The sequence below is a fragment of the Streptomyces sp. NPDC031474 genome (assembly GCF_055581185.1).
Genome location: NZ_JBVIJX010000045.1, coordinates 1 through 26,627, shown reverse-complemented (window position 1 = coordinate 26,627; position 26,627 = coordinate 1). Strand labels below are relative to the sequence as shown.

The 26,627-nt window shown below is 69.2% G+C and carries 21 protein-coding genes and 5 pseudogenes; 10 read left to right on the top strand and 16 right to left on the bottom strand.

The genetic code is table 11. The features are described 5' to 3' along the window. The 3 genes and pseudogenes from ACZ5SK_RS46500 to nuoN all read left to right on the top strand — a co-directional run. A pseudogene (locus ACZ5SK_RS46500) lies at positions 1–741 on the top strand (NADH-quinone oxidoreductase subunit L); the annotation flags it as partial. Further along, on the top strand, positions 741–2,408 hold the full coding sequence (locus ACZ5SK_RS46495) for an NADH-quinone oxidoreductase subunit M (protein WP_334573603.1): 1,668 nt from the start codon (positions 741–743) through the stop codon (positions 2,406–2,408). The pseudogene ACZ5SK_RS46500 and the gene ACZ5SK_RS46495, both read left to right, overlap by 1 nt. Positions 2,409–2,414: 6 nt before the next feature. Next, positions 2,415–4,076, top strand: coding sequence for an NADH-quinone oxidoreductase subunit NuoN (nuoN, locus tag ACZ5SK_RS46490; RefSeq protein WP_334573605.1), 1,662 nt, complete (start codon positions 2,415–2,417; stop codon positions 4,074–4,076). A gap of 158 nt (positions 4,077–4,234) precedes the next feature. On the opposite strand, the gene ACZ5SK_RS46485 is transcribed toward nuoN, so the two are convergent. Continuing rightward, positions 4,235–5,245 (bottom strand): LacI family DNA-binding transcriptional regulator, encoded by a 1,011-nt coding sequence (locus ACZ5SK_RS46485; RefSeq protein WP_334573607.1) that lies wholly within the window; start codon positions 5,243–5,245, stop codon positions 4,235–4,237. 111 nt (positions 5,246–5,356) lie between these two features. Between ACZ5SK_RS46485 and ACZ5SK_RS46480 the strand changes: the two genes are divergently transcribed. Genes ACZ5SK_RS46480 through ACZ5SK_RS46470 form a run of 3 tightly spaced genes read left to right on the top strand, consistent with a single transcriptional unit; the run spans position 5,357 to position 8,557 of the window. Continuing rightward, positions 5,357–6,511, top strand: coding sequence for a Gfo/Idh/MocA family protein (locus ACZ5SK_RS46480; RefSeq protein WP_334573608.1), 1,155 nt, complete (start codon positions 5,357–5,359; stop codon positions 6,509–6,511). Continuing rightward, positions 6,508–7,506 carry a Gfo/Idh/MocA family oxidoreductase gene (locus tag ACZ5SK_RS46475; protein ID WP_334573609.1) on the top strand — a complete coding sequence of 333 codons (999 nt, stop codon included), beginning with the start codon at positions 6,508–6,510 and terminating at the stop codon, positions 7,504–7,506. The genes ACZ5SK_RS46480 and ACZ5SK_RS46475 overlap by 4 nt, the downstream gene beginning before the upstream one ends. A 4-nt stretch (positions 7,507–7,510) precedes the next feature. Next, positions 7,511–8,557: a Gfo/Idh/MocA family protein gene (locus tag ACZ5SK_RS46470; RefSeq protein ID WP_334573611.1), complete on the top strand. Its 1,047-nt coding sequence runs from the start codon at positions 7,511–7,513 to the stop codon at positions 8,555–8,557. A 53-nt stretch (positions 8,558–8,610) separates the two neighbouring features. Here the strand turns inward: ACZ5SK_RS46470 and ACZ5SK_RS46465 are convergent. The 14 genes and pseudogenes from ACZ5SK_RS46465 to ACZ5SK_RS46400 all read right to left on the bottom strand — a co-directional run. After that, positions 8,611–9,291 (bottom strand): annotated as a pseudogene (locus ACZ5SK_RS46465) (UbiX family flavin prenyltransferase). Positions 9,292–9,488: 197 nt separating this feature from the next. Beyond that, positions 9,489–9,614 carry a hypothetical protein gene (locus tag ACZ5SK_RS46460; RefSeq protein ID WP_468577958.1) on the bottom strand — a complete coding sequence of 42 codons (126 nt, stop codon included), beginning with the start codon at positions 9,612–9,614 and terminating at the stop codon, positions 9,489–9,491. 147 nt (positions 9,615–9,761) lie between these two features. Further along, positions 9,762–10,460, bottom strand: coding sequence for an FAD-dependent oxidoreductase (locus tag ACZ5SK_RS46455; RefSeq protein WP_468577954.1), 699 nt, complete (start codon positions 10,458–10,460; stop codon positions 9,762–9,764). A gap of 247 nt (positions 10,461–10,707) precedes the next feature. Further along, on the bottom strand, positions 10,708–11,655 hold the full coding sequence (locus ACZ5SK_RS46450; RefSeq protein WP_334573616.1) for a phosphoribulokinase: 948 nt from the start codon (positions 11,653–11,655) through the stop codon (positions 10,708–10,710). Beyond that, positions 11,640–13,715: a transketolase gene (tkt, locus tag ACZ5SK_RS46445; protein WP_361710661.1), complete on the bottom strand. Its 2,076-nt coding sequence runs from the start codon at positions 13,713–13,715 to the stop codon at positions 11,640–11,642. Before tkt ends, ACZ5SK_RS46450 begins: the two co-directional genes overlap by 16 nt. A gap of 2 nt (positions 13,716–13,717) precedes the next feature. Next, entirely contained in the window at positions 13,718–14,449 is a 732-nt protein-coding gene (rpe, locus tag ACZ5SK_RS46440) for a ribulose-phosphate 3-epimerase (protein ID WP_334573620.1), read from the bottom strand. 904 nt (positions 14,450–15,353) lie between these two features. Further along, entirely contained in the window at positions 15,354–16,307 is a 954-nt protein-coding gene (gene cbbX, locus ACZ5SK_RS46435) for a CbbX protein (RefSeq protein WP_334573622.1), read from the bottom strand. 81 nt (positions 16,308–16,388) lie between these two features. Continuing rightward, complete coding sequence (locus tag ACZ5SK_RS46430) at positions 16,389–16,817, bottom strand: ribulose bisphosphate carboxylase small subunit (RefSeq protein ID WP_334573624.1); 429 nt, start codon at positions 16,815–16,817, stop codon at positions 16,389–16,391. A gap of 15 nt (positions 16,818–16,832) precedes the next feature. Further along, entirely contained in the window at positions 16,833–18,263 is a 1,431-nt protein-coding gene (locus tag ACZ5SK_RS46425) for a form I ribulose bisphosphate carboxylase large subunit (protein WP_334573625.1), read from the bottom strand. Between the two features lie 98 nt (positions 18,264–18,361). Then, the gene (locus ACZ5SK_RS46420) at positions 18,362–18,490 is read right to left on the bottom strand and encodes a hypothetical protein (RefSeq protein WP_361710662.1); all 129 of its coding nucleotides are present in this window, start codon (positions 18,488–18,490) and stop codon (positions 18,362–18,364) included. A gap of 466 nt (positions 18,491–18,956) precedes the next feature. Next, positions 18,957–20,147, bottom strand: a complete 1,191-nt coding sequence (locus ACZ5SK_RS46415; RefSeq protein WP_334573629.1) for a GAF domain-containing sensor histidine kinase — start codon at positions 20,145–20,147, stop codon at positions 18,957–18,959. Then, positions 20,144–20,806: a response regulator transcription factor gene (locus ACZ5SK_RS46410; RefSeq protein ID WP_334573631.1), complete on the bottom strand. Its 663-nt coding sequence runs from the start codon at positions 20,804–20,806 to the stop codon at positions 20,144–20,146. Before ACZ5SK_RS46410 ends, ACZ5SK_RS46415 begins: the two co-directional genes overlap by 4 nt. Positions 20,807–21,058: 252 nt before the next feature. Beyond that, a complete protein-coding gene (locus ACZ5SK_RS46405) occupies positions 21,059–22,051 on the bottom strand; it encodes a class I fructose-bisphosphate aldolase (protein WP_334573633.1) in 993 nt (330 codons plus the stop codon). Between the two features lie 185 nt (positions 22,052–22,236). Next, positions 22,237–22,512: pseudogene (locus ACZ5SK_RS46400) on the bottom strand (transposase); the annotation flags it as partial. A gap of 238 nt (positions 22,513–22,750) precedes the next feature. Here ACZ5SK_RS46400 and ACZ5SK_RS46395 point away from each other — a divergent pair. The 3 genes from ACZ5SK_RS46395 (at position 22,751) to ACZ5SK_RS46385 (ending at position 25,627) form a co-directional block, all read left to right on the top strand. Continuing rightward, complete coding sequence (locus ACZ5SK_RS46395; protein ID WP_334573634.1) at positions 22,751–23,692, top strand: LysR family transcriptional regulator; 942 nt, start codon at positions 22,751–22,753, stop codon at positions 23,690–23,692. Between the two features lie 124 nt (positions 23,693–23,816). Further along, positions 23,817–24,878 carry a class II fructose-bisphosphatase gene (gene glpX, locus ACZ5SK_RS46390; protein ID WP_334573636.1) on the top strand — a complete coding sequence of 354 codons (1,062 nt, stop codon included), beginning with the start codon at positions 23,817–23,819 and terminating at the stop codon, positions 24,876–24,878. After that, positions 24,875–25,627, top strand: coding sequence for an HAD-IA family hydrolase (locus ACZ5SK_RS46385; RefSeq protein ID WP_334573637.1), 753 nt, complete (start codon positions 24,875–24,877; stop codon positions 25,625–25,627). The genes glpX and ACZ5SK_RS46385 overlap by 4 nt, the downstream gene beginning before the upstream one ends. Positions 25,628–25,716: 89 nt before the next feature. On the opposite strand, the pseudogene ACZ5SK_RS46380 reads toward ACZ5SK_RS46385, so the two are convergent. Next, a pseudogene (locus tag ACZ5SK_RS46380) lies at positions 25,717–25,890 on the bottom strand (DUF817 family protein); the annotation flags it as partial. Between ACZ5SK_RS46380 and ACZ5SK_RS46375 the strand changes: the two are divergent. Further along, a pseudogene (locus tag ACZ5SK_RS46375) lies at positions 25,891–26,406 on the top strand (IS5 family transposase); the annotation flags it as partial. Positions 26,407–26,627 lie beyond the last annotated feature (221 nt).

The window sequence follows — 26,627 nt, the reverse complement described above, 5'->3', positions numbered from 1 at the left end:
ATCGAGGCGGCGTTCGCCAAGGGCGGCACCGAGGGCTGGATCCTCGGCGCCTGCGCCCTGCTCGGCGCGGCCATCACCGCGTACTACATGACGCGAGTGATGCTGATGACGTTCTTCGGAGAAGAACGCTGGCGTCATGTCCGGACGGCGTCCCCGGCCGAGCCCAGCGCGGAGCCGGCCGCCGAGACGCACGGCGAACACGCCCAGCCGCACCCCCACGAGTCGCCCAAGGTCATGACCATCCCCATGATCGTGCTGGCCTTCGGATCGGTCTTCGCCGGCGGGTTCTTCAGCATCGGCGACCGCTTCCTGCACTGGCTCGAGCCCGTCACCGGCCACAGCGAGGGCGACTCCCCGCTCAGCGTCGCGACGGTCACCGGAGCGACCATGGTCTGCCTGGTCATCGGTGTCGGCATCGCCTACGCCCAGTACGGCCGCAGCCCGGTCCCGGCCGTCGCCCCGCGCGGGTCGCTGCTCACCCGGGCCGCCCGCCGCGACCTCCTCCAGGACGACTTCAACCACGTCGTCCTGGTCCGCGGCGGCGAACATCTCACACGCTCCCTGGTCTACGTCGACCACACCCTGGTCGACGGCGCCGTCGCAGGCACCGCCTCCGCGGTCGGGAGTCTTTCCCGGCATCTGCGCCGCCTTCAGACCGGGCAGGTCCGGTCGTACGCACTTTCCATGTTCGGTGGTGCCACGGTGCTGGGCGCCGCCATTCTCACGATGAGGTCGCTGTGATGAGCCCCTTCCCACTGCTGGCCCTCACCACCGCGGTACCCGCGGTCGGCGCGGTGGTGACGGTCGCCCTGCCCGCCGCTACGACCGATGCCCGGCGGCGCACCGCCAAGACCGTCGCCCTGGCCTTCGCATGCGCCACCCTCGCCCTGGCCGCCGCCGTGGCCGGGCGTTTCGATCCGGGCGGCGCCCGCTACCAACTGACCGAGTCCTCCCCTTGGATCAAGAACTTCGGGGTGGGTTTCTCACTTGGGTTGGACGGCGTCGCCGCTGTGATGGTGTTGCTCACCACTGTGCTGGTGCCGCTGGTGATGCTTGCTTCGTGGCATGAAGCCGACCCGGAACCCCTCGCCGAGGCGGCGTTCGGGAACCGCCGCCGCACCCAGGTCTTCTTCGCCCTCATCCTCGCCGTCGAGGCGATGGTGGTGCTGTCCTTCCTGGCGACCGACATCTTTTTGTTCTACGTCGTTTTCGAAGCGATGCTCATCCCGGTGTACTTCCTCATCGGGGGCTTCGGCGACCGGGCTGACGACGGCGACGGCGAGGCGGCCGCGCGGCGCTCCCACGCGGCTTTGAAGTTCCTGCTGTACAACCTGCTCGGCGGCCTGGTCATGCTGGCCGCCGTGATCGGGCTGTACACGCTCTCCGCCAGGGCCGGGATCGGCAGCGGGGCCGACGGCACCCTGGACCTGACCACCCTCACCGGTGCGCTCCGTGATGGTCGACTGTCCATCGACCCGGTGGTGCAGCGGGTGCTGTTCCTGGGATTCTTCTTCGCGTTCGCCGTCAAAGCCCCGCTGTGGCCGCTGCACACCTGGCTGCCGGGCGCCATGGGGGAGGCCAATGCCGGTACCGCCGCCCTGATCACCGCCGTCGTCGACAAAGTCGGGACCTTCGCGATGCTGCGGTTGTGCCTTGGGCTGTTCCCCGACGCATCGAGGTTCTTCGCGCCCGCGATCATGGTGCTCGCCGTGACCGGAATCGTCTACGGGGCACTGGTGGCAGTCGGCCAGAAGGACATCAAGCGCCTCATCGCCTACGCCTCGATCTCCCACTACGGCTTCATCATCCTGGGCATCTTCGCGATGACCCCGCAGAGCCAGGTCGGCGCGAGCTTCTACATGGTCGGTCACGGCATATCCACCGCCACGCTGATGCTGGTCGCCGGATTCCTGATCTCCCGGCGCGGCAGCCGCCTGATCGCTCACTACGGCGGCGTGCAGAAGATCGCCCCGGTGCTCGCCGGCACCTTCCTCATCGGCGGCCTGGCCAATCTCTCGCTGCCGGGTCTGGCTTCGTTCGTCAGCGAATTCCTGGTCCTGGTCGGCACCTTCACCCGCCACCCTGCGTTGGGCGCCATCGCCACTCTCGGCATCGTGCTGTCCGCGCTGTACGTGCTGGTTCTCTACCAACGCACCATGACCGGCCCGGTACAGGAAAGCGTGGCCGCCATGGCCGACCTCAGGGCCAGGGAACTGCTCGTGGTGGCCCCGCTGGTGGTCCTGCTGATCGCGCTCGGCGTCTACCCCAAGCCCGTCACGGACATGGTCGCCCCGGCGGTCGACGCCACGCTCGCCGAGGTCCACCGCACGGACCCGAAGCCCTTCCACCCGCTGCCGAAGACCGCGGCTGATGTTGGCCTTCTCCCGCCATCGGACCGCCAGAGGTGAAGTGAAGTGAGCGCCCTCATCGCATCGGAAACCGCCCGCACCGTTTGGACGGCGGCGGCCGGCAGCGTCGGCATTCCTGTTCCGAGGATCGAGTACGGGCAGCTGGCCCCCCTGCTCATCGTCTTCGGCTCCGCCGTCGTCGGCCTCCTCGCCGAGGCGTTCCTGCCGCGTCGCAGCCGCCACCGGGCCCAGGTGTCCGTCGCCATGCTGGGGCTGGCGGCCGCGCTCGGCACCGTCATCGCTCTCCTCGCCGACGGCCGATACGCCACCGACAAGGCCGGCCTGGCCGCCCTGGGAGCGGTCGCCGTGGACGGTCCGGCGCTGTACCTGCAGGGCGTCATCCTGGTGACCTCCATGGTCGCGGTCCTCGCCTTCGCCGAACGGAGACTGGAGCCGCGTGGAGCGGACGGCTCGCCCGTGGGCGCGTTCGCCCCCCAACCGGCCGCGGTGCCCGGCAGCGAGGCCGAAACCGCTGCAGCCCGAGCCGGGTTCGCCACCACCGAGGTCTTCCCGCTGACCATGGTCGCGGTCGGCGGGATGCTGCTCTTCCCGGCGGCGGCCGACCTGCTGACGATGTTCGTCGCGCTGGAGGTCTTCTCGCTGCCGCTGTACCTGCTGTGTGCACTGGCTCGACGCCGTCGGCTGTTGTCCCAGGAGGCGGCGCTGAAGTACTTCCTGCTCGGTGCCTTCGCCTCGGCGTTCTTCGTGTTCGGCACGGCCCTGATCTACGGCTACGCCGGCACCGTCTCACTCGGCGGCATCGCCGATGCCATCGTCGGCCGGTCTGCGGTCGGTCCCGCGCTGAACAGCACCACGGCGAACAACACTCTGTTGCTGACCGGTCTGGCCATGCTGGGCGTCGGCCTGCTGTTCAAGATCGGCGCCGTCCCCTTCCACTCCTGGACGCCGGACGTCTACCAAGGAGCCCCGACACCGGTCACCGGATTCATGGCCGCCACGACCAAGGTGGCAGCCTTCGGAGCACTGTTGCGGCTGCTGTACGTCGCCTTCCCGGACCTCCTGTGGGACTGGCGTCCGGTGTTGTCGGGCGTCGCGGTGCTCACCATGATCGTCGGCGCGGTGCTGGCCATCAGCCAAACCGATGTCAAGCGGTTGTTGGCCTACTCCTCCATCGCCCACGCCGGTTTCCTCCTCATGGGTGTGCTCTGCGTCAGCAAGGCGGGGGTGTCCTCGGTCCTCTTCTACCTGGCCGCCTATTCCTTCGTGACCTTCGGTGCCTTCACCGTCGTCACCCTCGTACGCGATGCGGGCGGGGAGGCCTCCCACCTGTCCGACTGGGCCGGCCTGGGCCGCCGTTCCCCGCTGATGGCCACGGTTTTCACCCTCTTCCTCCTGGCTTTCGCCGGGATACCGCTCACATCTGGCTTCGCCGGGAAGTTCGCCGTCTTCCAGGCGGCGCTGATGGGCGGCGCGGTCTCGCTGGTGATCGTGGGTGTGCTGTCCTCGGTGGTCGCGGCGTTCGCCTACGTCCGGATCATCGTCCTGATGTTCTTCTCCAAGCCGCAACCCGGCGGCGCGTACGTCGCCGTCCCCAGCGCGCTGACGACCGTCTCCATTGGCTTCGGTGTGCTGGTCACCCTGGCGATGGGGTTGTTTCCGCAGTACTTCCTAGACCTGGCGGACATGGCCTCGGCGTTCGTCCGCTGAGCGAGAAGGCCGCCGCGCCTTCGAGCGGGGGAGTGACCAAGGCCCTCGGGGTTACCGCCGAACCATGATCAATCTCAGCGCCGACCACGGTGTGACTGAGTCCTGGGGGCGGGAACGCGTCATCCAGTACGCCGACCAGGTCGCTCCCTGTGCCCCCTTCAGGATCCGCTGCCGTTCGGTGGCCCTGTCGTGCCGCGGACCTCCAGTGTCGGCTTCGCGAGGACGGTCCGGCTCGGGCGGGCCGGGTCTGCGATCCGATCGAGGAGGTGGTGCGCGGCGCGGCGACCGACGTCGTGGCTGGCGTTGTCGACCGTGGTGAGCCACAGGTGCCGTAGGCGGGAGAGGTATGTGTTGTCGTAGCCGACCAGGGAGAGGTCGCGTGGCACCTGGAGGCCGAGTTCCTCAGCCGCGGACAGCGCGCCGACGCACGCGATGTCGTTGAAGGCGAAGATGGCGGTGGGTCGTGTCGGGGTGCTGAGCAGGCGGACCGTGGCCCGGTATCCGCCCTCCTCGGTCAGGTCGCCCTGCTCCACGAGTGCCGTGTCGGCCATGCCGTGCTCGCGCATCACCTTCTCGAAGCTGCGTCGGCGCAGCTCGCCGACCACGCCCTGCCCGGCGATGTGAGCGATGTGCCGGTGGCCGATTCCGATGAGGTGCTCGGTGGCGAGGCGGGCGCCGTGCTCGTCGTCGTTGGCGACGATGTCCACGTGAGGCAGCGCGGGTTCGCGGGCGCCTGCGACAACCGTGGGGATCCGCGCGGCCGCAGCGCGCAGTGCCTCTGAGGGCGGCAGTGTGCCGACGGCGACCAGACCGTCGACCCGTAGATCGGTGAAGGTGCGGGTGAGGTCCTCGCCGAGGCGCCGGTTGAGGTGGCCGTCGGCCAGCAGCATGTGCAGACCGCTGTCGTGGAGGCGGGAGTTGAGGCCGTCGAGCAGTTCCACGAACCATGGGTTGCGCATGTCGTGGAGCAGTACGCCCACGGTGCGGGTGCGCCGCTCGCTGAGGCTGCGCGCGGCGGCGTTCGGCCGGTAGCCGAGCTCCTCGACGGCGGCCAGCACGGCCTGTCGTCGCTCGGGGCGCACCTGGTCGGAGCCTCGCAGTACGAGGGAGACCAGTGATTTCGACACGCCCGCCCGTTCGGCGACGTCACGGATGGTCGGAGGTCTCATGAATGGACCGTTCCATGGAGTGCGGAGGCTTGTCAAAGGTCTTGACATAAGGATGAAAGGGTTCCAGTGTGACGGACACAGTAAATGGACCGGTCCAAAGGTAGGGTGGTAATGGTGAGTACGCTCGGCGTCGCCGTCGTGGGGTTCGGCTGGATGGGACGGGTGCACACCCAGGCGTACGCCCGCGTCCCGCACCACTTTCCCCAGCTGGCTGTGCGGCCGCAGCTCGTCACGGTCGCCGAGGAGGTTCCGGGCCGGGCCGAGGAGGCCGCCGCGCAGTTCGGTTTCGCCGCCACCACCCGTGACTGGCGTGAGGTGGCCGCCGATCCGCGCGTGCATGCGGTCAGCATCACCGCGCCGAACTTCCTGCACCGTGAGATCGGCGTCGCGATGGCCGAGGCCGGCAAGCACATCTGGATCGAGAAGCCGGTGGGCCTGACGGCCGTGGACGCCGGCGCGGTGGCGGACGCGGTCGCCAAGGCCCACGTCCAGGGCGCGGTCGGCTTCAACTACCGCAACGCGCCTGCCGTCGAGGCGGCCCGCGAGCTGATCGCCTCTGGCGAGCTGGGCACGATCACACACATCCGCGTCCGCCTGTTCAGCGACTACGCCGCCCACCCGGACGGCGCCCTGACCTGGCGCTACGAGAAGGAGCGCGGCGGCAGCGGAGTTCTGGGCGACCTGGCCTCGCACGGCGCCGACCTGGCGCGCTTCCTGCTGGGCCCCATCGCGTCCCTGACCGCCGACACCGCCGTCTTCATTCCTGAGCGGGCCCGCCCGACCGGCGCCACCGCCGGCCACACGCTGGCGAGCGGCGGCGAACTCGGCCCGGTCGAGAACGAGGACTACGTCAACTGCCTGCTGCGCTTCGCCTCCGGCGCGCGCGGCGTGCTGGAGGCCTGCCGGGTCTCGGTCGGTGAACAGAACAACTACGGCTTCGAGGTGCACGGCACCAAGGGCGCGGTGTTCTGGGACTTCCGCCGCATGAACGAGCTCGGCGTCAGCCGCGGCACCACCTACCAGGACCAGCCCGTCAGCACGGTCTACGTCGGACCCGGCGACGGCGAGTACGGCGCGTTCCAGCCCGGTGCGGCGACCAGCATGGGCTACGACGACCTCAAGGTCATCGAGGCGTACCGCTTCCTGCGCTCCATCGCCGAGGGCACCTCGCACGGCGCCACGCTGCAGGACGCCGTGTACAGCGCCGCCGTACTGGATGCCATGACGCGGTCCGTGGAGAGCGGAACGTGGGTGAGCCTGGTATGAGCAACCTGCGGATCGGTGTGATCGGTGCGGGCAACATGGGAGCCGACCATGTGACCACCCTTCACCGCCACGTCTGCGGTGCCGAGGTCACGTTGGTCGCGGACATCGACAAGGAACGGGCGGCCTCCGTCGCCGGTGCCGTGCCCGGCGCGCGGGCCACCGACGACGCGTATGCCCTGATCGCGGACCCGGACGTCGACGCCGTCGTCATCGCCTCGCACGACACCACGCACGCCGACCTGTCCGTCGCCGCCGTACGGGCCGGAAAGCCGGTGCTGTGCGAGAAACCGCTGGCCCCGACCCTCGACGAGTGCGTGCGGGTCGTGCGGGAGGAGCTGCAGGCCGGCGAACAGCTGATCACGCTCGGCTTCATGCGCCGTTTCGATCCAGCCTACGTCGAGCTGAAGTCCGCGCTCTGCGCGGGAAGTTGTGGGACTCCGCTGCTCGTGCACTGCACCAGCCGAGGGGTGTCCTCCGCCCCTGGCTGCACCGATGAGCTGAGCGTCACCGGGTCGGCGATCCACGAGTTCGACACCGTGCCGTGGCTGCTCGACTCGCCTATCACCGAGGTGAGCTGGCATGCGGGGCGCTCCACCTCGGTGGTAGCCGGCCTCCACGACCCCCAGCTGATGCTGCTGCGTACGGCTGACGGGGTCCTGACCACCGTGGAGGTCTTCCTCAACGCCGGATACGGCTACGACATCCGCTGCGAGGTGGCGGGCGAGTACGGCACGCTGGCCCTCACCAACCCGGCACGGCTCGTGTCCGACTCGGCCCGCACACGCTCCACCGGCTACCCCGCCGACTGGCGCCCCCGCTTCGCCGAGGCCTACCGACTGGAACTCCAGGCGTGGACCGACGCGTTGTCCGCAGGGGCCCCATCGCCGCTGGCCGGCGCGTACGACGGTCTGGTGGCCGCCGCCGTGGCCGACGCTGTCATCGTGTCCATGAAGGACGGCGGCAGGACCGTCCCCGTCCAGGTCCCGGAGGTCTAGATCCATGCCCGACTTCCCCACCGCGCTGCCCGTCGCCCGCACGGCGGACCCGATGGACGCCCCTGCTTTGCGCTGGGGTGTCCTGGGCACCGGCTGGATCGCGAACCGTTTCGTGCGCTCCGTACAGCGGCACACCCGCCAGCGGTTTATGGCTGTAGCCTCCCGCGACGCTGCCCGCGCCAAGGACTTCGCGGACCGTCATGGCATTCCCGGCTTCTACGGCTCCTACGAGGACCTGGTCGCCGCCGCGGACGTCGACGTCGTGTACGTCGCCACCGACCACATCGCCCATCTGCGCTGCGCCCGGCTGGCGTTGGAAGCCGGCAAGCACGCGCTCGTGGAGAAGCCGATCGGTCTGGACGCCGGCCAGGCGGCGGAGATCGCCCAACTCGCCTCCGCACGGGGCCTGTTCTGCGCCGAGGCGCTGTGGACCTTCTTCCTGCCCAAGTTCGACGTCGTCCGCCAGATCCTCGACTCGGGCGGGCTCGGCGAGGTCCACACCGTCCTGGCCGACTTGGGTGAGCACTTCGACCCGGGGCATCGCATCCTGCGCCCCGAGCTGGCCGGCGGGCCGCTGCTGGACCTGGGCACGTACCCCGTCTCGCTGGCCACTTGGGTCCTGGGCGCCCCGACCGGGGTGCAGGCCCTGGGTCAGCCGCACCCGGCGGGCGTGGCCGGGCAGACGTCCGCGATCCTCCGTGACGCGCAGGGCAACCAGGCCGTCGTGCACACCACGTTGTTCTGCGACACCCCGACCACCGCGACCATCGCCGGCACGCGCGCGACCCTGAGCCTGCCGGGCCCCTTCTACCAACCGGGCGACCTCGTCCTCACCCCCGCCGGGGGTGGCACCCCACTGACAAGCTCCGAACCCCGCACCGCCCACGACGCCCTGCATTTCGAGGCCGCCGAGGTGGCCCGGTGCATCGCCACTGGGCTGCGGGAGACCCCGTTGCGCCCCCTGCGGGAATCCGTCTTCACACTCCGGGTGATGGACGAGATCCGCAGGCTGTGCGGCATCACGTTCCCCGCGACCCCCGAAAACGAGTAAGGGCCACCGACGCCGTCTCCGTCCCCCACCTGTCCGGCATCGCGGCCCGCATCTCAAACGACCCCAACGCCGGGAACCAGGCCGACCTGGCGTGGTGTCAGCGCAGGAACGGTACTGCCGGAGTCGGCACGTCGGAGGCCGGGGGGCGTGCGTCGGTCGCTGCGGCGTGCGGTGGCGGGTCTCTGCCGGCGTACGGCGCGTTCGCTGTCCAGGCCGAGCTGGTCCATGACCCGGGCGACCAGGTGGTCGACGATGTCGTCCACGGATGCGGGCTTGGTGTAGCGGGCCGGCATGGGCGGCAGGATCGTCACCCCCATCTGTGAGACGGCCGGCATGTTCTCCAGGTGGATGGTCGACAGCGGGGTTTCCCGTACGCCGAGCACAAGGGGACGCCGTTCTTTGAGGGTGACTTCCGCGGTCCGCGGACGAGGTCGCTGCCGTAGCCGGCCCGTATCGCGGCGAGCGTCTTGGCGCTGCACGGCGTGATCACCATGCCGTCGGTGCGGAACGAGCCGCTGGACATGGAGGCCGCCTGGTCATCCGGGCCGTGGACGACATCGGCGAGGTCAGCGACCTGCCGCGCCGACCAGCCGGTCTCCAGCTCAATGGTCGCCCGCGCCCAGCGGCGTTGTCACCAGGTGTGTCTCCACGTCCGGTTGGCCGGCGAGCTCCTGAAGCAACCGGATGCCCAGGATGGCCCCCGTGGCACCCGTCATCCCGACGATCAATCGCATCGCATCGGCCCTTTCGTGTGTGGGCCGAGCCGCGTCCTGTGCGGCCGCACCGCCCGTTCAGGACGCGGCCCGGCGGATTGGGCGGTCTCAGCGTTGGTGCCTGGCCAGAACCTTGGCGCGCACCGCGGCGGGGTAGGTGTGCGCGAAGTCGCTCAGTGCCTCGCGTTCGGCCGGGGCGGGGAGCAGGGCATCGTGTACTACCTTGGTGGCGCGGGCGGCGTGCCGCTCTTCCTTGGTGTAGCAGTGAGCAGCTGAAGAACGGGGCCGTCCTCGAAGCGCACCGTGCGGTCAACGGGGTGGACCCGGGTGGCCGGCGCCCACATCAGGTCGGCCTCGTTCGCGGGATGGACGTCGTCGTCGAGCAGGAACACCTTCGGCAGGCCGTCCCGTACTTGGTGGAGTGGATCGCCTCGCCGACCCGGCGGGGAACTCCTCGGGGTGACGCCGGGCAGGTGGTCGCATGGCCCACCTCAGCAGGCGCTGCGGTCGTCCACCGATCCCGCCAGGACTTCGGGAACTCCGGTGAGCGGCAGTTCGCCGCTGATCTTGATGTCGCTTCCCGACTGCTCGGTCCAGAAGTACGGGTCGGGTCGGCAGGGCCGTGCGGACTCGCCGTGCAGCAGGCTCGTCGCGGCCGCTCTTCCTTGCTCGACCGCGTTGGTCCAGTGGGGAGTTCGACGTCCCTGCCGCCATACGACGTCCCCGGCGGCGACCACGCCGGGAACGACACGGCAGCACGCATCCGCGACGAGGCCGCCGGCGGCGTCAAGGGGAAGCCCGGACTCGCTCAGCCAGTCGATGTTCGGCACGTCTCCCGCCGCGCAGACGATCACGTCGGCCGTCAGGACCGACTTCCCGCAGCGCACGCGGTGTTCGCCCATCACCTCGACGCCGTCCGGAGTGACTCGCACCCGTATGCCGTGATCACGGGCGGCCGCGACGGCGAAGTCGGCCGGCCACGGCCCGAGCAGCCTGAGCAGCGGCGGTACGAGATCTACGATGTGACCTCCAGACCCAGGGCCCGGCAGGGCGTGGCGACCTCCATGCCGAGGAAGATACCGCCCAGTGCGATCACTCTGCGGGCGGGAGCCAGCCGGGCGGTGTGCACTGGCGCTGGTGGCGACGACCAGTCCGTCGTACGGGACGGAGGTGCCGTCGGCCGGCGTCAACGAACGATCATGCGTGTTCAGCCCGACGGCCCGAGCCCTGGTACGGAACTCGATTTCGTCGCCCGGCAGGGGGAGCAGCGCGGATCCTGCGGGCTCCCCGTCGGCGAGGACACCCTTCGACAGGGAAACACCGATTACGGCGTATGGCGCGGCGAAGACCCACGGGGAGATCCGGGCAAACGGGCGGACCCCGATGTCTGTGGTGCCCGTGGCGGGGCCGCCTCGGCCGCGGTCGGCAGCAGGTCGGTCAGCGGGTGGCTTCCAACAGGTGGTAAAGCAGGAGCAGTTGGGTGATGGCCAGCGGCTCGCTGCGGTCAGTGCCGTCGAGCTTGCCCAGGGTGTCGGGGGGATCGCCGACGTCCACGCCGAGTTGGGACCAGATGGCCTTCTCCACCACTTCGCTCTCCTCGCGTGGCGCGTAGCCGTGCACGTGCAGTGCGTCGACGGGACGGCCGTCCTCATCCCGGGCCAGCTTCAGATGGATCGCACGTCGGTCCCCCTTGGACAGCACGCCGTTGAGGTCCGGGTGTCGGATGGTCGGCCGCAGCAGCAGCTCGGCGGACAGGGGCGTGCCGGGCGGGTCGTCCCGGCCTGCGATCGGCGCGAACCGTACGACGATGTCGGCGGAGCTCCGCTGCGGGCGGATGAACGCCTCCGACTCCGGCTCGCGGCGCTTCAGTTCGGCGAGCACCTGGTCAACGCTGTAGCCGCGCTTCTGGGTGTCCCGCTTGATCTTCCACTCCCGGCGGACTTCCTCCGGGGGGTTGAGATAGACGGTCACATCGAAGCACGCACGGGTCAGTGTGGTGTGCAGCGGCAGCAGGCCCTCGACGATGACGAAGTCCCGCGGCTCGATCAGCTGAGGGCGTGTCAACTGCCCAGTGCCATGGTCGTAGACCGGCTTCAGGATCGGCTGGCCGGTGGCGAGCAGCTGCAGGTGCTGCTCGATGATCCGGACATAGTTACAGTCCGGGTGCAGCGCGGTGAACGGCAGTTCCTTCCGCTCCTGGCGGTCGTAGCGGTGGTAGTCGTCCACGCAGATCGATGTGCTGCGCTCCGGTCCGAGTGCCTGGACCAGCCCCTTGGTGAGGGTGGTCTTGCCCGTCGCGCTGTCGCCCGCGATGGCGAGCATGACCGGTCGTCTCACAGGCGCCTGATGGACGGCGCGCTGCATCTGCATCAGCTTGTGCGGCATTGCGTCTCCCGCTTCGTCTCGCTACGGATGCTGCTCAGCGCCGCCTGGACGACCGCTGAAACCGTGAAACCGAGTTCGCTGTAGACCACTGGGCCCGGGGCACTGGCGCCGAACCTCCGCAGTCCGATGACCTGGTCGCCGGGCCTGGCCAGGGCCTGCCAACCATGGGGCACGCCGGCCTCCACCCACACCGCCGGGCACTGCGGCAGCAGTTCCGGGTCGGAGGCCAGGGCCTCCTCGAGCCGCTCGCGCCAGGGCACCGACACCACCCGGGCGACAACGCCCTGATCGGCCAGCTCGTCGGAGGCGGCGCAGGCCAGCCCAACCTCCGACCCGGTCGCTATCAGCAGCACGGCGGGCTCCCCGTAAGACTGGTGAACCACCTGGGATCCGTTGCGGCGGAGGATGTCGGCGGGCACTGGTTCGAGCACCGGCAGGTCCTGGCGGGTGAGCACCAGCACCGTCGGTCCGTCGTTTTCCAACGCCAGTTGCCAGCAGGCCGCGGTCTCGTTGGCGTCACCGGGCCGAAGCACTGTCAGTCCGGGAATCAGCCGAAGCGACTCCAACTGCTCGATCGGCTGATGTGTGGGCCCGTCCTCCCCGACGGCGATGGAGTCATGGGTGAACACGAACACCACTGGCAGCCTCATGAGCGCGGCCAGCCGAACCGCGGGCCGCATGTAGTCGGAGAACACCAGGAACGTGCTCCCGTATGGCCGCAACCCACCGTGCAGCGCCATGCCGTTGAGCGCCGCCCCCATGGCGTGTTCGCGAATACCGAAGTGCAGCGTGCGGCCACGGTAGGACTCGGGCCCGACATCCCCCACGCCGGGGATCGTGGTGTTCGTCGAGGCCGCCAGGTCGGCCGACCCGCCCACCAGCGCCGAATACTTCGGGCCCACCGCGGCGAGTACCGCGCCCGAGGCCTTGCGGGTGGCCATCGCCGTACCGGGCTCGAACCGCGGCAGCAGGTCGCCGAGGTCGCGTGGTGGCTGCCGGCACGTCTCGGCATCCCACTCCGCGGCGAGCTGCGGGTGGGCCTCGGCCCACCGCGCCCGGTCCTGCTCCCAGGACCGCCGGTCGGCCTGCCCTTGTGCGGCCAGCTGCCGACAGCGCTCCGCCACTTGTGCGGGCACATGAAACGGTTCGTCCGGCCAGCCGTACCGCGCCCGTGTCGCCGCCAGTTCCTGCTGCCCCAGCGGGGCCCCGTGTGCCGTGCTGGTACCGGCCAGCGTCGGCGCACCGAACCCGATCGTGGTGCGCACCGCGACGAGGGTGGGCCGGGTATTGTCGGCCACTGCCTCGGTGAGCGCAGCCGTCACCGAGGCCGCGTCGTTGCCGTCGGCGACCCGCAGCGCCTGCCAGCCATAGGCGGCGAACCGCGCCAGGACGTCGTCCTGGCAGGACTGGGAGGCCGGGCCGTCGATGGTGATGTCGTTGTCGTCGTAGACCACGATCAGGCGGCCCAGTCCGAGGCGCCCGGCGAGCGAGGCCGCCTCGTGGCTGATTCCCTCCATCAGATCGCCATCGCCCACCAGCACCCATGTGCGGTGGTCGACGACGGTGTGTTCGTCGGTGTTGCAGCGGGCGGCGAGCATGCGCTCGGCGAGGGCGAGGCCCACCCCGTTGGCCAGCCCCTGGCCCAGCGGGCCGGTAGTGGTCTCCACTCCGGGGGTATGCCGGTACTCCGGGTGCCCCGGGGTCGCCGACCCCCACTGCCGGAACCGGCGCAGCTCATCGAGCGGCAGGTCGTAACCGAACAGGTGGAGCAGGGTGTACAGCAGCATCGACCCGTGCCCGGCGGACAGCACGAACCTGTCCCGGTCCGGCCAGCCGGGCTCGGTCGGGTCGTGCCGCAGAAAGCGCGACCACAGCACCCACGCCGGAACCGCGGCGCCCATGGGCAGGCCGGGGTGCCCGCTCTGCGCGGCCTCCACCGCGTCGGCCGCGAGCAGCCGGATCGTGGCGACCGCCTGGGCGTCGAGGTCGCCCGGGGGTGGCACCAGGTCACCCGTCACGGAGACGGTCGGCGCGGTGAGAACCCCACGATCTTTAGACATGCTCATGCCGCCTCCTCCATGGTCTTCTGCAGGCCATGCGCCTGCGCGTCAGGCAGCGCCGCTGCGGCGAGCGAGCGCAGCGTCGTCACCTCCTCAGCCAGCCGGTCCCGCTCACGAAACAGCGCGCTGCCGGCGCAGAAGGTCGTGGCGCCGGCCCGCGCGGCGCCGGCGATGGTGCTGCGCCCGATGCCTCCGTCGACCTCCAGCTCGATCTCTCGCCCGGTGCGCGCGATCATCGCGCGGGCCTGAGCGATCTTGGGCTCCATGGACGCCAGGTAGGACTGACCACCCCACCCTGGGTCGACCGTCATGACGAGCACCAAGTCGACAAGGTCGAGCACATGCTCCACCTCGCTCAGCGGTGTCGCCGGATTCAGCGCCACACCGGCGCGGGCCCCCAGCTCCCGCACGGCACCGAGCGTGCGGTGCAGGTGACGGGTCGCCTCGGCGTGGACGATGACGATCTCGCAGCCGGCCTGCACCCAGTGCGGCAGCATGCGATCCGGCTCCTCGACCATCAGATGGGCCTCGAATCCCAGGCTCACCAGCGGGCGCACCGACGCGATCACGTCGGGGCCCATGGTCATGTTGGGCACGAAGACGCCGTCCATGACGTCCCACTGAATGCGGTCCACGCCTGCCTCCTCCAGCAACCGGCACTCTTCACCCAGTCGCGAGAAATCCGCCGGCAGCACGGAAGGGACAATGCGTGGCGGCAATGCGGTCGGCGCCATGAAGCCTCCAGTCGTTGGCGTTGCGGAAGAAGCTACGTTCGGGTGTCGCAAGCCGCTCCCCCCGAGCGGGGGAGCCCACCGGGGGATTCGGGGACCGGTCGCGCCGACTGGCGGGGCAAGGAGCACGGGGAACAGCGGTCCAAAGCCCTTCGCCGGCGACCAGAAGCACCGGGAGATCCTCGAGCGGCTGCAGACCCTTGGCGGCGTGGCCGGAACGCCGAACACGGGACTCGCCGCAGTTCCGGACGGGCCCGTGTGGGCCCTTGCGGCGCGGCGGTGTGCGGCCCGTCACGCCGGGAAGGCGCGGGGGACCGGGTTCACGCGCGGCGTCCAGCTGACAGGGACGCAACCGGCAAACTCGGCTCCTTCCGCACGGGCACTCTGGCTCATGGGTCGCGTCCCGCGACGTGGTGTAGGGGATCAAGGGTTACGCCTTCAGGTACGACGCCCATGGCGATCTTTTGTCGAGCCGCAGCCCACGAGGCGTCCAGCTCAGGCGGGTTGAGCGCCCGCTCCGGCGGCGCCATCGTCTCCGACCTGCGGATTCCGGCGTCTTGATCCCCTGCACCACCTGGCGGGACGCCATCGACTCATGCGCATCCCGGCGGATTCGCGCGCCGGGCGGCCGGCCACGGGCCGACGAAGGCGCCACCCACCGGTGCTCTCAACGGCGGGTGGCGCACGGGTGGACGGGATCGCACGATCGGGCAGGGCGCCGGCCGGGACAGGGCCGCGGGCACGTGCATCACCCCAGCTGCGGTGGCGGGGCAGCCGCAGCCTGCCGCCGGACGCCTTGCCGTTCCCCTGCGCGGCATCAGGGCCGTGGGAAACAATCCGTCGACGTGGCAGGGCAGTCCATCGGCGGGGTATCACCGGCCGCGACCGGCGCACCCCGGGGATGCCATCAGCGGGGACGTGCCTCGGCCGCTTGCGGCGAGGGCTCGGCAGAGAACACACGGCTGGAAAGGAAGTCCTCCGCCTCCAGCCGCATGAGGTCGTCTTTCGACAGCGGTCCGGCGCCGCGGGCCACCAGCCGGTTGGCGTGCCGCAGCCGGGCACGCTCCACAGCGTTGCGGACGCTGCGCGCATTGGCGAACCGGGGCTGTTCGCGGCGTCGCGCGAGATACTCCCGGAAAGTGGCGTTCGCCTGTGGGGAGAGCGTGTAGAGCTGCTCGTCCACGATGAGCTCCCCGATCTGCGTCAGCTCATCGAGGGTGTAGTCAGGGAAGTCGATGTGGTGCGCGATACGCGAGCTCATTCCCGGGTTGGACTGGAAGAAGGTGTTCATCCGGTCCCTGTACCCGGCGAGGATGACCACGAGGTTGTCGCGTTGGTTCTCCATCACCTGCAGCAGGATCTCGATGGCCTCCTGTCCGTAGTCGCGCTCGTTCTCCGCTCGGTACAGGTAGTAGGCCTCGTCGATGAACAGGAGACCGCCCATGGCCCGTTTGAGGACCTCCTTGGTTTTCGGGGCGGTGTGCCCGACGTACTGCCCGACGAGGTCGTCGCGGGTGACCGCGATCAGATGACCACGCTCCAGATAGCCCAGCTGCTTGAGGAGTTCGGCCATGCGCAGTGCCACCGTGGTCTTCCCGGTGCCGGGGCTGCCGGTGAAGCACATGTGGAGATTGGGCCGACTGGCCGAGAGGCCGAACCGCGCCCGTTGCCGGTCGACCAGCAGCAGCGCTGCGATCTCCCGGATGCGGGTCTTCACCGGGCACAGCCCGACCAATTGGCGTTCCAGAGCCTCCAGCACCGTGTCGACGCCCGAGTGCCGGCGCTCCGCCTCGAGGTCGACGGTCGCGTCGTCGGTCAGAGGCGGCTCGGCCGGATCGGGCAGCTCCGGTGGCCCGTCCACGCCCGGTACCACACCGGACGCAGACGGGCGCATCCCGAACACCGGGCGATCGCCTTCACCAACAGTCATGCTGATATCGCCTCACTGGTCGGCGACGTAACGCCGGCCGGCCGGGTTGTCGGTGGCGTACGCGTGCGTGGTGTACTGAATCCGACGGTCGCTCGTCTCATGCCGGGTGAGCCGGAAACCGGGCTCCTCGGTGGGGCGGTTGACGATGAACGACAGGGCGGTGGTCTGTCGGCCCAGCCGCGCATCGTAGGCGTTGATGCGTACGTAGTGCTGGGGGTACGCCTTTCGGCATTCGTTGACCTCGAGCAGCACACCTGCGGCATCCCGCAGGTCGAACATCGGCAGGCCCCACATGTCCCAGTAGGTGTTGCGCGGGTGAGGGTCGTCGGTGAACTCCACTGACAGGGGCCAGCCGTTGTCCAGCGCGTACTGGATCTGCATCTCGACCTCTTCGTCGCTCAGGTCGGCGAGATAGGAGAACGTGCCCTGGGTGATACGCATGGTTTCTCCTCGCTGTCAGGCCGTCGTCGGAGTCGCGATGACGTCCGGTGTGTCGGTGGACTCGTAGGTGAAGGTGATGTCGCCCCACGTGGACAGTGCGACATCGAGCTCGCGGTTGCGCCTCGCAGCGGCCCGGAGGATGTCCGGTCCCTCGGCGAGGAAGTCCCGGCCCTCGTTGCGCGCCTTGATCATCGCCTCGAGCGCGACGCGGTTGGCCGTGGCGCCCGCGGCGATGCCCATCGGGTGGCCGATCGTGCCGCCGCCGAATTGCAGGATGACGTCCTCGCCGAGGTAGTGCAGCAGTTGGTGCATCTGACCGGCGTGAATGCCACCGGATGCGACCGGCATGACGCCGGCCATGGAAGCCCAGTCCTGCTCGAAGTACAGGCCCTTGACCGGGTCGGGGTCTACCTTGTCGAGACGCAACGTGTCGTAGAAGCCGCGCACCGAGTTGGGGTCGCCCTCGAGTTTGCCGACGACCGTGCCTGCGTGGATGTGGTCGACACCGGCGAGGCGCATCCACTTGGCGATGACCCGGAAGCTGACGCCATGGCTCTTCTGCCGGGTGTAGGTCCCGTGACCCGCACGGTGAAGATGCAGCAGGACCCCGTTGCGGCGGGCCCATTGCGCCATGGACTGGATAGCCGTGTAACCCACCGTCAGGTCGACCATCACCACGAGGCTGCCGAGCTCCTTGGCGAAGTCGGCGCGCTCGTACATGTCCTCCATCGTGGCCGCGGTGACGTTGAGGTAGTGGCCCTTGATCTCACCGGTCTCCGCCTGCGCCCGGTTGACCGCCTCCATGCAGAACACGGACCGGTCCCGCCAGCGCATGAACGGCTGCGAGTTGATGTTCTCGTCGTCCTTGGTGAAGTCCAGCCCGCCGCGCAGTGCCTCGTACACCACCCGGCCATAGTTGCGGGCGGACAACCCCAGCTTCGGCTTCGTGGTGGCGCCCAGTAGCGGACGGCCGTACTTGCCGAGGTACTCCCGCTCCATCACGATGCCGTGGGGGGGACCTTGGAACGTCTTGGTGTAGTGCGGCGGGATCCGCATGTCCTCGAGTCGCAGGGCCTTGAGCGGCTTGAACCCGAAGACGTTGCCGATGATGGAGGAGGTGAGGTTCGCGATCGAGCCTTCCTCGAACAGGTCGAGGTCGTAGGCGATGTAGGCGATGTACTGGTCGTCGGCGCCCGGCACCGGGTCCACCCGATAGCACTTGGCCTGGTAGTGGTCGTACGCGGTGAGACGGTCCGTCCACACCACCGTCCATGTGGCCGTCGATGACTCGCCTGCCACCGCGGCACCGGCCTCCTCCGGGGGCACGCCCGGCTGCGGCGTGATACGGAAAGCCGCGAGTACGTCTGTCGGTTTTGGCTCGTAGTCGGGCTGCCAGTAGCCCATCTCCGCGTACGGAATGACTCCGGCGCCCCAGCGCTCAGTCATTTCGCCTCCTGTTGTTCGGTGGATCGGGATGTGTCTCATCATGACCTCGGAAGCCCCACATAACCATCAAGTCTTTTCGGAATCACTTGAACGAAGACTCAAGTGTCGTGCTCCTGGCTTCCCGCCGGGGCGGGTTCTGTCCCGCCGAGCGGTGCGGCCGCGATCACGGCGAAGATGCTGGTCACACAGAAGCGGCCGGCCCAGCGAGCCGTGATCACCTCACTCACCGTCCAGGCTCACCATCGATACGCCATGCCGAAGGCACTACGACTGACACACGATCAGGCCCGCGCGGTCGGCCAGGCGCTGAACCTGGTCCACGACCTGCGCTGTATCGGTGATCGCCGAGTCGGCGGAGCGGCACAGGGCGAGGGAGGGGGGGCGGTTCGGGCTCCCCCCCCGGGCGCTCGTGCTGATCACTCGGCCGCGCGACTTCCGGCATGCCATGACGTGCCCGGCTGTCACTCGGCCGGTGGCGCGACGGCGCAACGCCGATCGGCTACACCATCACGCGGGACGCCATCACAACTCTGGAACGAGGCGCGAACGCGACGGTCAACGTCGCCGAACAGCCCGGAGACCGGACGGGGGGGAGATGGGGCCCTGGACCGGGTAGGAACGCAGCGCAGCGGAACCCGCCCAAACCGCAGCCGACGCCGGCGAACCTCCGCCCCTTCGGGGGAGGAGGAGTTGTCAACGCAAGGGGATCCTGGCCATGACAGTCGTGCCGTGGTCGGGTTGGGATGAGACCTCGAGTCGGCCGCCGACGAGCTCGGCGCGCTCGGTCATGCTGCTCATGCCGTACCCGTCGCCGCCAAGGTTCCCGGGCGGCAACGAACCGGCATCGAAGCCGCGCCCGTTGTCGGTCACCCGAAGGGACACGTCGTTGCGGCTGTAGCGCAGATCCAGTTGAGCCAGGCTGGCCTGGGCGTGTTTGAGGACGTTGTGCAGTGCCTCCTGCGCGATGCGGTAGAGCGCGATCTCCACGTGTTCGGGCAGCCGGCACTCATCGAGTTCGAAGGCCACCTCGAGGCCGGGGGTGGAGCGGGCCAGGCTGGCCAGGGCGTGGGCGAGCCCGAGGTCGTCGAGAACTGGGGGGCGTAGGCCGTTGATCGCCGCGTGGGCCTCGTCCAGGGTGAGGCGTGTGAGCCGAAGTGCCTGCACGAGTTGCTTGGCTGTGAAGTCCGGATCCTCAGCCACGGCGTCGGTCGCGGCGTCGAGATGGAAGCGCAGGCTGATCAGTCGCTGGGTGATGCCATCGTGGATATCGGCGGCCAGCCGGCGTCGCTCCGCCTCCTGCGCGGCGATGACCTGCTCGGCGAACCGTTCGAGCGCACGCTCTCGGGCGGCGAGTCGGCGATGCGACCGTGCCTGATGCATCGCTCCCGCGACAAGGCTGCCGATCGAGGTGAGCAGCCGAACGTCGCGGTCGGAGAACTCGCGGCGATCACGCGTGTGAACGTTGAGGACTCCGACGAACCCACCGGGGTGGCTGATCATGGGTACTGAGGCCATGGACGTGAAGTCCTGGCCGCGCAGCTGTGGGAAACTCAGGTATCTCGGATCGTCCTCCTTCCGCTCGGTGATCACCACGGGCTGCTGGTGGCGTGCCACCCACCCGCTCACACCCTGGCCCAGCGGCATCCTGATCCGGCCCACCTCCCGGTCGAACGGCCGTGTCGCGCCCGTGAGCGTCAGGGTCTCCCCGGTGTCATCGAGCACGTGCACGAAGCACAGGTCGGTCGCCGTTGCCTCGGAGATGAGCCTGGCGACGTTCGCCGCCAGCGGCCCCAGTTCGGGACCGGCCGATATCGCCTCGATGATCCCCACGAGCAGGGCGTTCTCCCGCTCCGGATCAGCCAGTCCCAGACCTTGCCTGCTCAACGGAAGATTCCTTCCCGGAGCGCGACTGTGATCGCACCGGCCCGGTCGTGTACCTCGAGTTTGCGGTAGATGGAGCTCATGTGGCTCTTCACCGTCTCGGTGCCCAGGACGAGTTCGGCGGCGATCGCCCGGTTCGACACGCCGGTCACCATCAGCGCGAGGACCTCGCTCTCCCGCTGGGTCAGGCCCACAGCCGCCCCGGGCCAGAACTCCCCGGCCTGCAGTCGCGCGGCGGAGGCAGCGGCCCGGCCGGCCATGGTCGGGTCGATGACCGTCTCCCCTGCGGCGGCCCGCTCGAAGTGGCGGAGCAGTTCTTCACCCCCCATCCATTTGAGGAGATAGCCGGCCGCCCCCGCACGCAGCGCCTGGAACAGATACTGCTCGTCGTCGTACGCGCTGAGGAGCACAACTTTCGTCTCGGGACCGGCCTCGACGAGCCGCCGGCACAGATCCAGGCCGCTGTAGGCGCCACGCAACCGCACATCGGACACCACGATGTCAGGACTGTACGTCGCGACCTGGCGTTCCGCTTCCTCCGCGTTCACCGCCTGCCCGACCACGCGGACCCGCCGGGGGAAACGTGCCAGCAGCGCCTTGAGCCCTTCGAGCACCATTTCGTGGTCGTCGACGAGTACAACCCGCAACGGTCGGTCTCTCATTCGAGGGAGCTTACTCTCGCCTTATACAGCTGACCCAGTAGTGCGGCTCGGCTACCGCATCCCGGCGGCCCTTCGCACGCCGCCTCCGTGCAGCGTCCCTCGTCGCGGGATCGAGGCCGAACCCGAGCGGATCCGGTCCCCACGCGAGCCCGACGCCAACCGCGCGACCGCCCCGAACCACGGGAGCGGGCAGAGGCCGCCCACAATGATCGCGGCCGAGCTGCACGCGCAGCCCCGGACGCGGACCTGGCACTACCCCACCGCCGCACCGGTGAGCACCGCGGAGTTGGCCGACGCCCGGTCCGACAGCGCCTGCTGCCCGGCCTCGATGAGGTCCGCTTCGCCGCGCCAGGCCGCCAGCGCCGGATCGACGAGCGCCCGGCCGAAGGAGAACGTCAACGGCCATGGCGAAGGCAGCGATTGCATCGCTGCCAGGTTCGCAGTGGCCTCCCGCGGGTTCTGCCCACCGGACAAGAAGGCGACACCGGCCAGGTCGGCGGGCATCTGCTCGATCAGCACTTCCACGGTGGCCTGCGCCACGGCCTCCGGCGAGGCCTGCTCACCCGAGGAGGAACCCGGCAGCACCATGTTGGGCTTCAGCACCGTGGCGGCGAAGTCGACTCCGAAGGAGCGCAGTTCGTCGGTCACCGCACGCAGAACCTGCGCGGTGACCTCCCGGCAGCGAGCCATGGAGTGGGAACCGGTCATCAGCACCTCGGGCTCCACGATCGGCACCAGCCCGGCCTGATGACAGGCACTGGCGTAACGGGCCAAGGCGTGCGAGTTGCTGCGCACCGCGGCAACGGAAGGCCGCATCTCATCGACGGTGATGACCGCACGCCACTTGGCGAAACGTGCGCCCAGCGTGACGTACTCCTCCAACCTGGGCAACAGCCCGTCCAGACCCTCGGTGACGGTATCCCCCGGCGCCCCTGGGAGCGGCTTGGCGCCGGTGTCCACCTTGATCCCGGGCAAAATCCCCAGGCTCTGCACGGCCTGTGGGAACGGGCGGTCATCGGACAGCCGCTGCCGCAGCGTCTCGTCGCAGAAAATGATCCCGCTCACCCCGCTGGCCAGGTCAGGCGTCATGACCAGCATCTCTCGGTAGGCGCGGCGGTTCTCCTCGGTCGGCGCGACCCCGGCCTTCTCCAGACGCGATGACATTGTGCCGATGCTCTCGTCCGCCGCGAGGATTCCCTTGCCACCGCCGACCAACGCCGCCGCTGTCTCGGTCAGAACACTCATCCGGTTCCCACTCCTTCGATCGATGGCTTACTGCCTGGCGTCGCCGGGCGCTGAGGTCGGGCCGCACCGAATCCACTGGAGCGGGGCCGCGCCGGCGCAATGACCCTACGAATCAGTGGCCCACCCGGCCTCCCCCGCGCGATGGACGAGGCAGGGGAAACCGTGCTGAGGCGCTCCGAGGGGACGACGATCAGCACGCCGTCTGGCTGCCCGAGCCGCTCGGCCACGTAGTCCTGCAGGTCGTCGCGGATCTGGTCCGGATCCCACTGGCACCATGACAGCAACCGCTGGAGCCCATACAGCGTGCCGTGGCCTGCGTACTCGGCTATCTGCCAGCTGTTCTTCCTGCCCACCGGGCCCAGCAGGCCGCGCACGTAGTCCCGCATCCGCCGCCGCGGCTCAACGCGGCCGAAGCGCCCGCCCACCCGCTGCAGTAACGACTCCAACTCGGCATCCCACAGACGTACTTCGACATCGCTGTCCGTCCCCGTGCCTGGTTCAACGCACCCCGATCGAGTGAGTCGCGAACCACCACCTCCCTGAGGGAGTATCAGCTCGCTAGACTCCCAAAAGGGCCTGTGACCAGGACATATGGAGAAGTGCAACTGGAGTACTAGGATCGGCCCGCACATCGCAAACTTCACTCAGGTGTCATCACTGACATCTGAGCGGATGTTTCAGGTCGATGGAGGTATGTGGATGACGACGACGCCCCGCTTGCGTGCCTTCGTCGCTGTCGCCGATGCCGGGTCTGTCCGGGGCGCGGCGCAGCGGCTGTTGCTGACAGAATCCGCGGTCTCGGCGGCCATCGCCGCACTGACTCGAGAGGTCGGCGTTCCCCTGATGGAGCGTGAGGGACGGAGCGTGCGCCTCACCCGCTCGGGACAGACCTACGCCGACTACGCCCGCACCATCCTCGGCCTGCATGACGAGGCGCTGGCCGCCGCGCGCGGCGACATCGACCCCGAACGCGGGCAGGTGCGGCTTGCCTCGGTGACGTCAGCCGCGGAACACGTGCTCCCCTCGGTCCTGGCCGGGTTCCTCCAGCGTTATCCCGGGGTCGACCTCGGGCTCGAAGTGGGCACCAGCGAGCGGGTGTGGGCCCTGCTCTCCAGCCACGAGGCCGACCTTGTCATCGCCGGGCGGCCACCGGTCGGCCTGGACACCGCCGTGCAGGCCATCCGCCCCAACGAACTGGTGGTGGTTGCCGCGCCCGACCTGGCAGAGCGATTCGATCTGGGGCGCACCACCTGGCTGCTTCGGGAGGCGGGCTCGGGAACCCATGTCACATGCGAGACCTTGCTGGCCGGTCTGGAGGTGGACCCGCCCCGGCTGACCCTGGGGTCCAACGGCGCGGTTGTCGCCGGGGCTGTGGCCGGAGTCGGAGTAACCATGGTCTCCCGGGACGCGGTCGCTCGGGAGCTGGCCACCGGAGAATTGGCCGAGGTGGAGGTGCCGGGCACGCCGCTGCGCCGGCCTTGGCATGCCGTCACTCACCTACGGACGTCGGCGAGCACGTCGCTGCTGCTGGAGTACCTGCTGGACAACGAGCACACCACCGGATGGCGTCGACCTGCGCCTGCTGGTTTCCCCCGGCGCTCCACCCGCCGGGGGGTGGGGGCCGACGGTCTGCGCTCCTAGTCTCCCGGCAGGGCACCGCCCGTACCACATATGAACACCCCGACCACTGTGCGTACGGGCGGTTGCCCCTATCGGATACCGCCCCGTGTGCAGCAGACAGGGGCTCCCACGAAGGGAGAGGGATATGACGACGGTGCCCACCGATGCAGGTATCGAAGGCGGTGACGTCGCGTCCTCGGCACCAGACCGCAACCTGGCACTGGACCTGGTGCGGGTCACCGAGGCCGCGGCCATGGCAGCCGGCCGCTGGGTCGGCCGGGGCGACAAGAACGGCGCCGACCAGGCAGCCGTCGACGCCATGCGGGCGATGATCGGCACGTTGCCCATCGACGGCACCGTGATCATCGGCGAGGGCGAGAAGGACGCCGCACCGATGCTCTACAACGGTGAACGCGTCGGCGACGGCAGCGGCCCGGCGTGCGACGTGGCGGTCGATCCGATCGACGGGACCACGCTGACGTCCAAGGGCATGGGCAACGCACTGTCCGTGCTCGCCGTAGGCCCCCGCGGGTCGATGTTCGATCCGTCCGCAGTGTTCTACATGGACAAGCTGGTCACGGGGCCGGCCGCCGCCGACGCCGTGGACATCCGCGCCCCCGTCCTGGACAACGTGCGCGCCGTGGCGAAGGCCAAGGACTGCGCCGTGGAGGACATCACCGTGTGCATCCTGGAGCGGCCTCGGCACAAAGAACTGGCAGAGCAGGTGCGCAGGGCCGGCGCCCGGATCAAGTTCATCTCCGACGGAGACGTCGCGGGCGCGATCGCGGCGGCTCGCGATAACACCGGCGTGGACCTGCTGCTGGGCATCGGTGGCACCCCGGAAGGCATCATCGCCGCCTGCGCGATCAAGTGCCTCGGCGGCGTCCTCCAAGGCAGACTGTGGCCGCGCGACGACACCGAACGCCGTCTCGCGCTGGAGGCCGGACACGACCTGGACCAAGTACTGACAGTCGAGGATCTCATCGCCAGCGAGGACGCGTTCTTCGTGGCCACCGGAATCACCGACGGCGAGCTGCTGCGCGGAGTGCGCTACGGCCCGGAGCGAGCGGCCACCGAGTCGCTGGTCATGCGTGCCCGGAGCGGCACCGTTCGCTTCATGCACAGCGAGCATCGACTCGACCGACTCGGTGCCTACAGCGCCGTCGACTACCGTCAACACGAAGGCTCGGCGGAAGATCCGGGATGACAAGTCCGAACCGGAACGGCGCCATTGTCTTCGACGTCGATGGCACACTCGTCGACAGCGAGCGGGACGGCCATCGCATCGCCTTCAACTCAGCTTTCTCCGCAGCAGGGTTGCCCTACCAGTGGGACGTCGAGACCTACGGCCGTCTCCTGCAGACAACTGGGGGACGCCGGCGCATCGCCGCGTTCCTGCGGCGGCAGGGTCACAGTCGCCACGAGGCGGAGGAACTCGCCGCGACCCTGCACACCGACAAGACGGCCCGCTTCCGCGCGATGGTCGAACAGGGCACCATCCCGCCGCGCCCAGGGGTCCGTGCGCTGTTGACCGAGCTTTCGGACACCGGAGTGACCCTGGCCGTTGCCACCACCGGCACCCGGGTGTGGGTCGAGCCCCTGCTGGACAACCTCTTCGGCAGGGGGCGGTTCGCCTGTGTGGTCACCGGCACCGAGGTCCCCACGCTCAAACCCGACCCGGGCGTCTACCTGCAGGCGCTGGATGGGATAGGTCTGCGCCCGAACCAGGCGATCGCCGTGGAGGACTCGGTCAACGGGCTGCGCGCGGCGCAGGGCGCCGGGCTCAGATGCCTGGTGGTGACCAACCACTACACCAGTAACCAGAACTTCACCGGCGCCCTGGCCGTGCTCGATCGGTTTCTCGGACACGATGTGGCGACGCTGCTGCGCTGCCACCTGCTCCACGACACGGCGCATATTTCTTCCAGATCGAACACCGAAAGCGATCCCCGCTGATAGGGGAGGTGGACCTGTGTGACTGCCCATGAAACGGCGAAGCCCCGCCGGAAGCTTGAGGTGACGTACACGCCGAGGGTGGTGTCCTTGAACGAGAACGCCAGCGGCATCCGTCGGCGTACACCGCGCACCGTATAACGCGCCGAGGTGCCCGCAGTGACCGCCAGGAGCAGTCCGGCCAGCAGCCAGCGCACATCGGGCAGCCAGTGGTGGCTGAAGAAGTTGACGTAAATCGCCGCGGCCACCACCGCTGTGGTCCGCGGCAGCTGGACTGGTCGCGGTGCGCGATCGACTCCGTCAGCGTCCGGGCGGGAATAGGGGGCCCCTGACGGGACCGCATCCGACCGACCGCGGCAAGAGCGGATCGAAAATCCACCTGCTCACGGATCGGAACGGGCTGCCCCTGTCACTGGGTATCTCTGGCGCCAACATGCACGACAGCCTCGGTCTGGAACCGCTCGTACGCGGTATCCCGCCCATCCGCTCCCGACGAGGCCCCCGCCGCCGGCGTCCGGCCAAGCTCCGGCTACGACTACAACCACCTGCGTGGATGGCTACGAAAGCGCGGAATCCGCCACCGCATCGCCCGGAAGGGCATCGAGTCCTCCACGCGGCTGGGCCGCCACCGCTGGGTCGTGGAGAGGACGGTGTCCTGGCTCGCCGGATGTCGCCGCCTGCACCGTCGCTACGAACGCAAGGCCGAGCACTTCCTCGCCTTCGTCGGTCTGGCGGCGCTTCTGATCGGATACCGTCGCCTGTCCAAGACCGTCAGGACCTGAGTCGATTCTGCTGAGGATCGAAGCAGACCAGCCCCATCGAGTCCGCGAGGGCCGCTGCCCAAGCAAAGACCTCCTCAGCCCTGCTCCAACTCATGGGAGGTAGACGAGCGGGCCACCGGCCCCGTCTGACAAATCCGCGAAGGATCACTGTATGAGTGATGCGTTGCGCTGCTGGTCTAGTGATCGTTGCGGGATCTCTAGTCGTCGTGGCGAATTGACCT

Coding starts and splice junctions, on each gene's coding strand:
- ACZ5SK_RS46495 (WP_334573603.1), top strand. CDS start 741: ATGAGCCCCTTCCCACTGCTGGCCCTCACCACCGCGGTACCCGCGGTC.
- ACZ5SK_RS46485 (WP_334573607.1), bottom strand. CDS start 5,245: ATGAGACCTCCGACCATCCGTGACGTCGCCGAACGGGCGGGCGTGTCG.
- ACZ5SK_RS46480 (WP_334573608.1), top strand. CDS start 5,357: ATGGTGAGTACGCTCGGCGTCGCCGTCGTGGGGTTCGGCTGGATGGGA.
- ACZ5SK_RS46475 (WP_334573609.1), top strand. CDS start 6,508: ATGAGCAACCTGCGGATCGGTGTGATCGGTGCGGGCAACATGGGAGCC.
- ACZ5SK_RS46470 (WP_334573611.1), top strand. CDS start 7,511: ATGCCCGACTTCCCCACCGCGCTGCCCGTCGCCCGCACGGCGGACCCG.
- ACZ5SK_RS46460 (WP_468577958.1), bottom strand. CDS start 9,614: ATGTGGGCGCCGGCCACCCGGGTCCACCCCGTTGACCGCACGGTGCGC.
- ACZ5SK_RS46450 (WP_334573616.1), bottom strand. CDS start 11,655: ATGCCGCACAAGCTGATGCAGATGCAGCGCGCCGTCCATCAGGCGCCT.
- tkt (WP_361710661.1), bottom strand. CDS start 13,715: ATGTCTAAAGATCGTGGGGTTCTCACCGCGCCGACCGTCTCCGTGACG.
- rpe (WP_334573620.1), bottom strand. CDS start 14,449: ATGGCGCCGACCGCATTGCCGCCACGCATTGTCCCTTCCGTGCTGCCG.
- ACZ5SK_RS46430 (WP_334573624.1), bottom strand. CDS start 16,817: ATGCGTATCACCCAGGGCACGTTCTCCTATCTCGCCGACCTGAGCGAC.
- ACZ5SK_RS46425 (WP_334573625.1), bottom strand. CDS start 18,263: ATGACTGAGCGCTGGGGCGCCGGAGTCATTCCGTACGCGGAGATGGGC.
- ACZ5SK_RS46410 (WP_334573631.1), bottom strand. CDS start 20,806: ATGAGAGACCGACCGTTGCGGGTTGTACTCGTCGACGACCACGAAATG.
- ACZ5SK_RS46405 (WP_334573633.1), bottom strand. CDS start 22,051: ATGAGTGTTCTGACCGAGACAGCGGCGGCGTTGGTCGGCGGTGGCAAG.
- ACZ5SK_RS46395 (WP_334573634.1), top strand. CDS start 22,751: ATGACGACGACGCCCCGCTTGCGTGCCTTCGTCGCTGTCGCCGATGCC.
- glpX (WP_334573636.1), top strand. CDS start 23,817: ATGACGACGGTGCCCACCGATGCAGGTATCGAAGGCGGTGACGTCGCG.
- ACZ5SK_RS46385 (WP_334573637.1), top strand. CDS start 24,875: ATGACAAGTCCGAACCGGAACGGCGCCATTGTCTTCGACGTCGATGGC.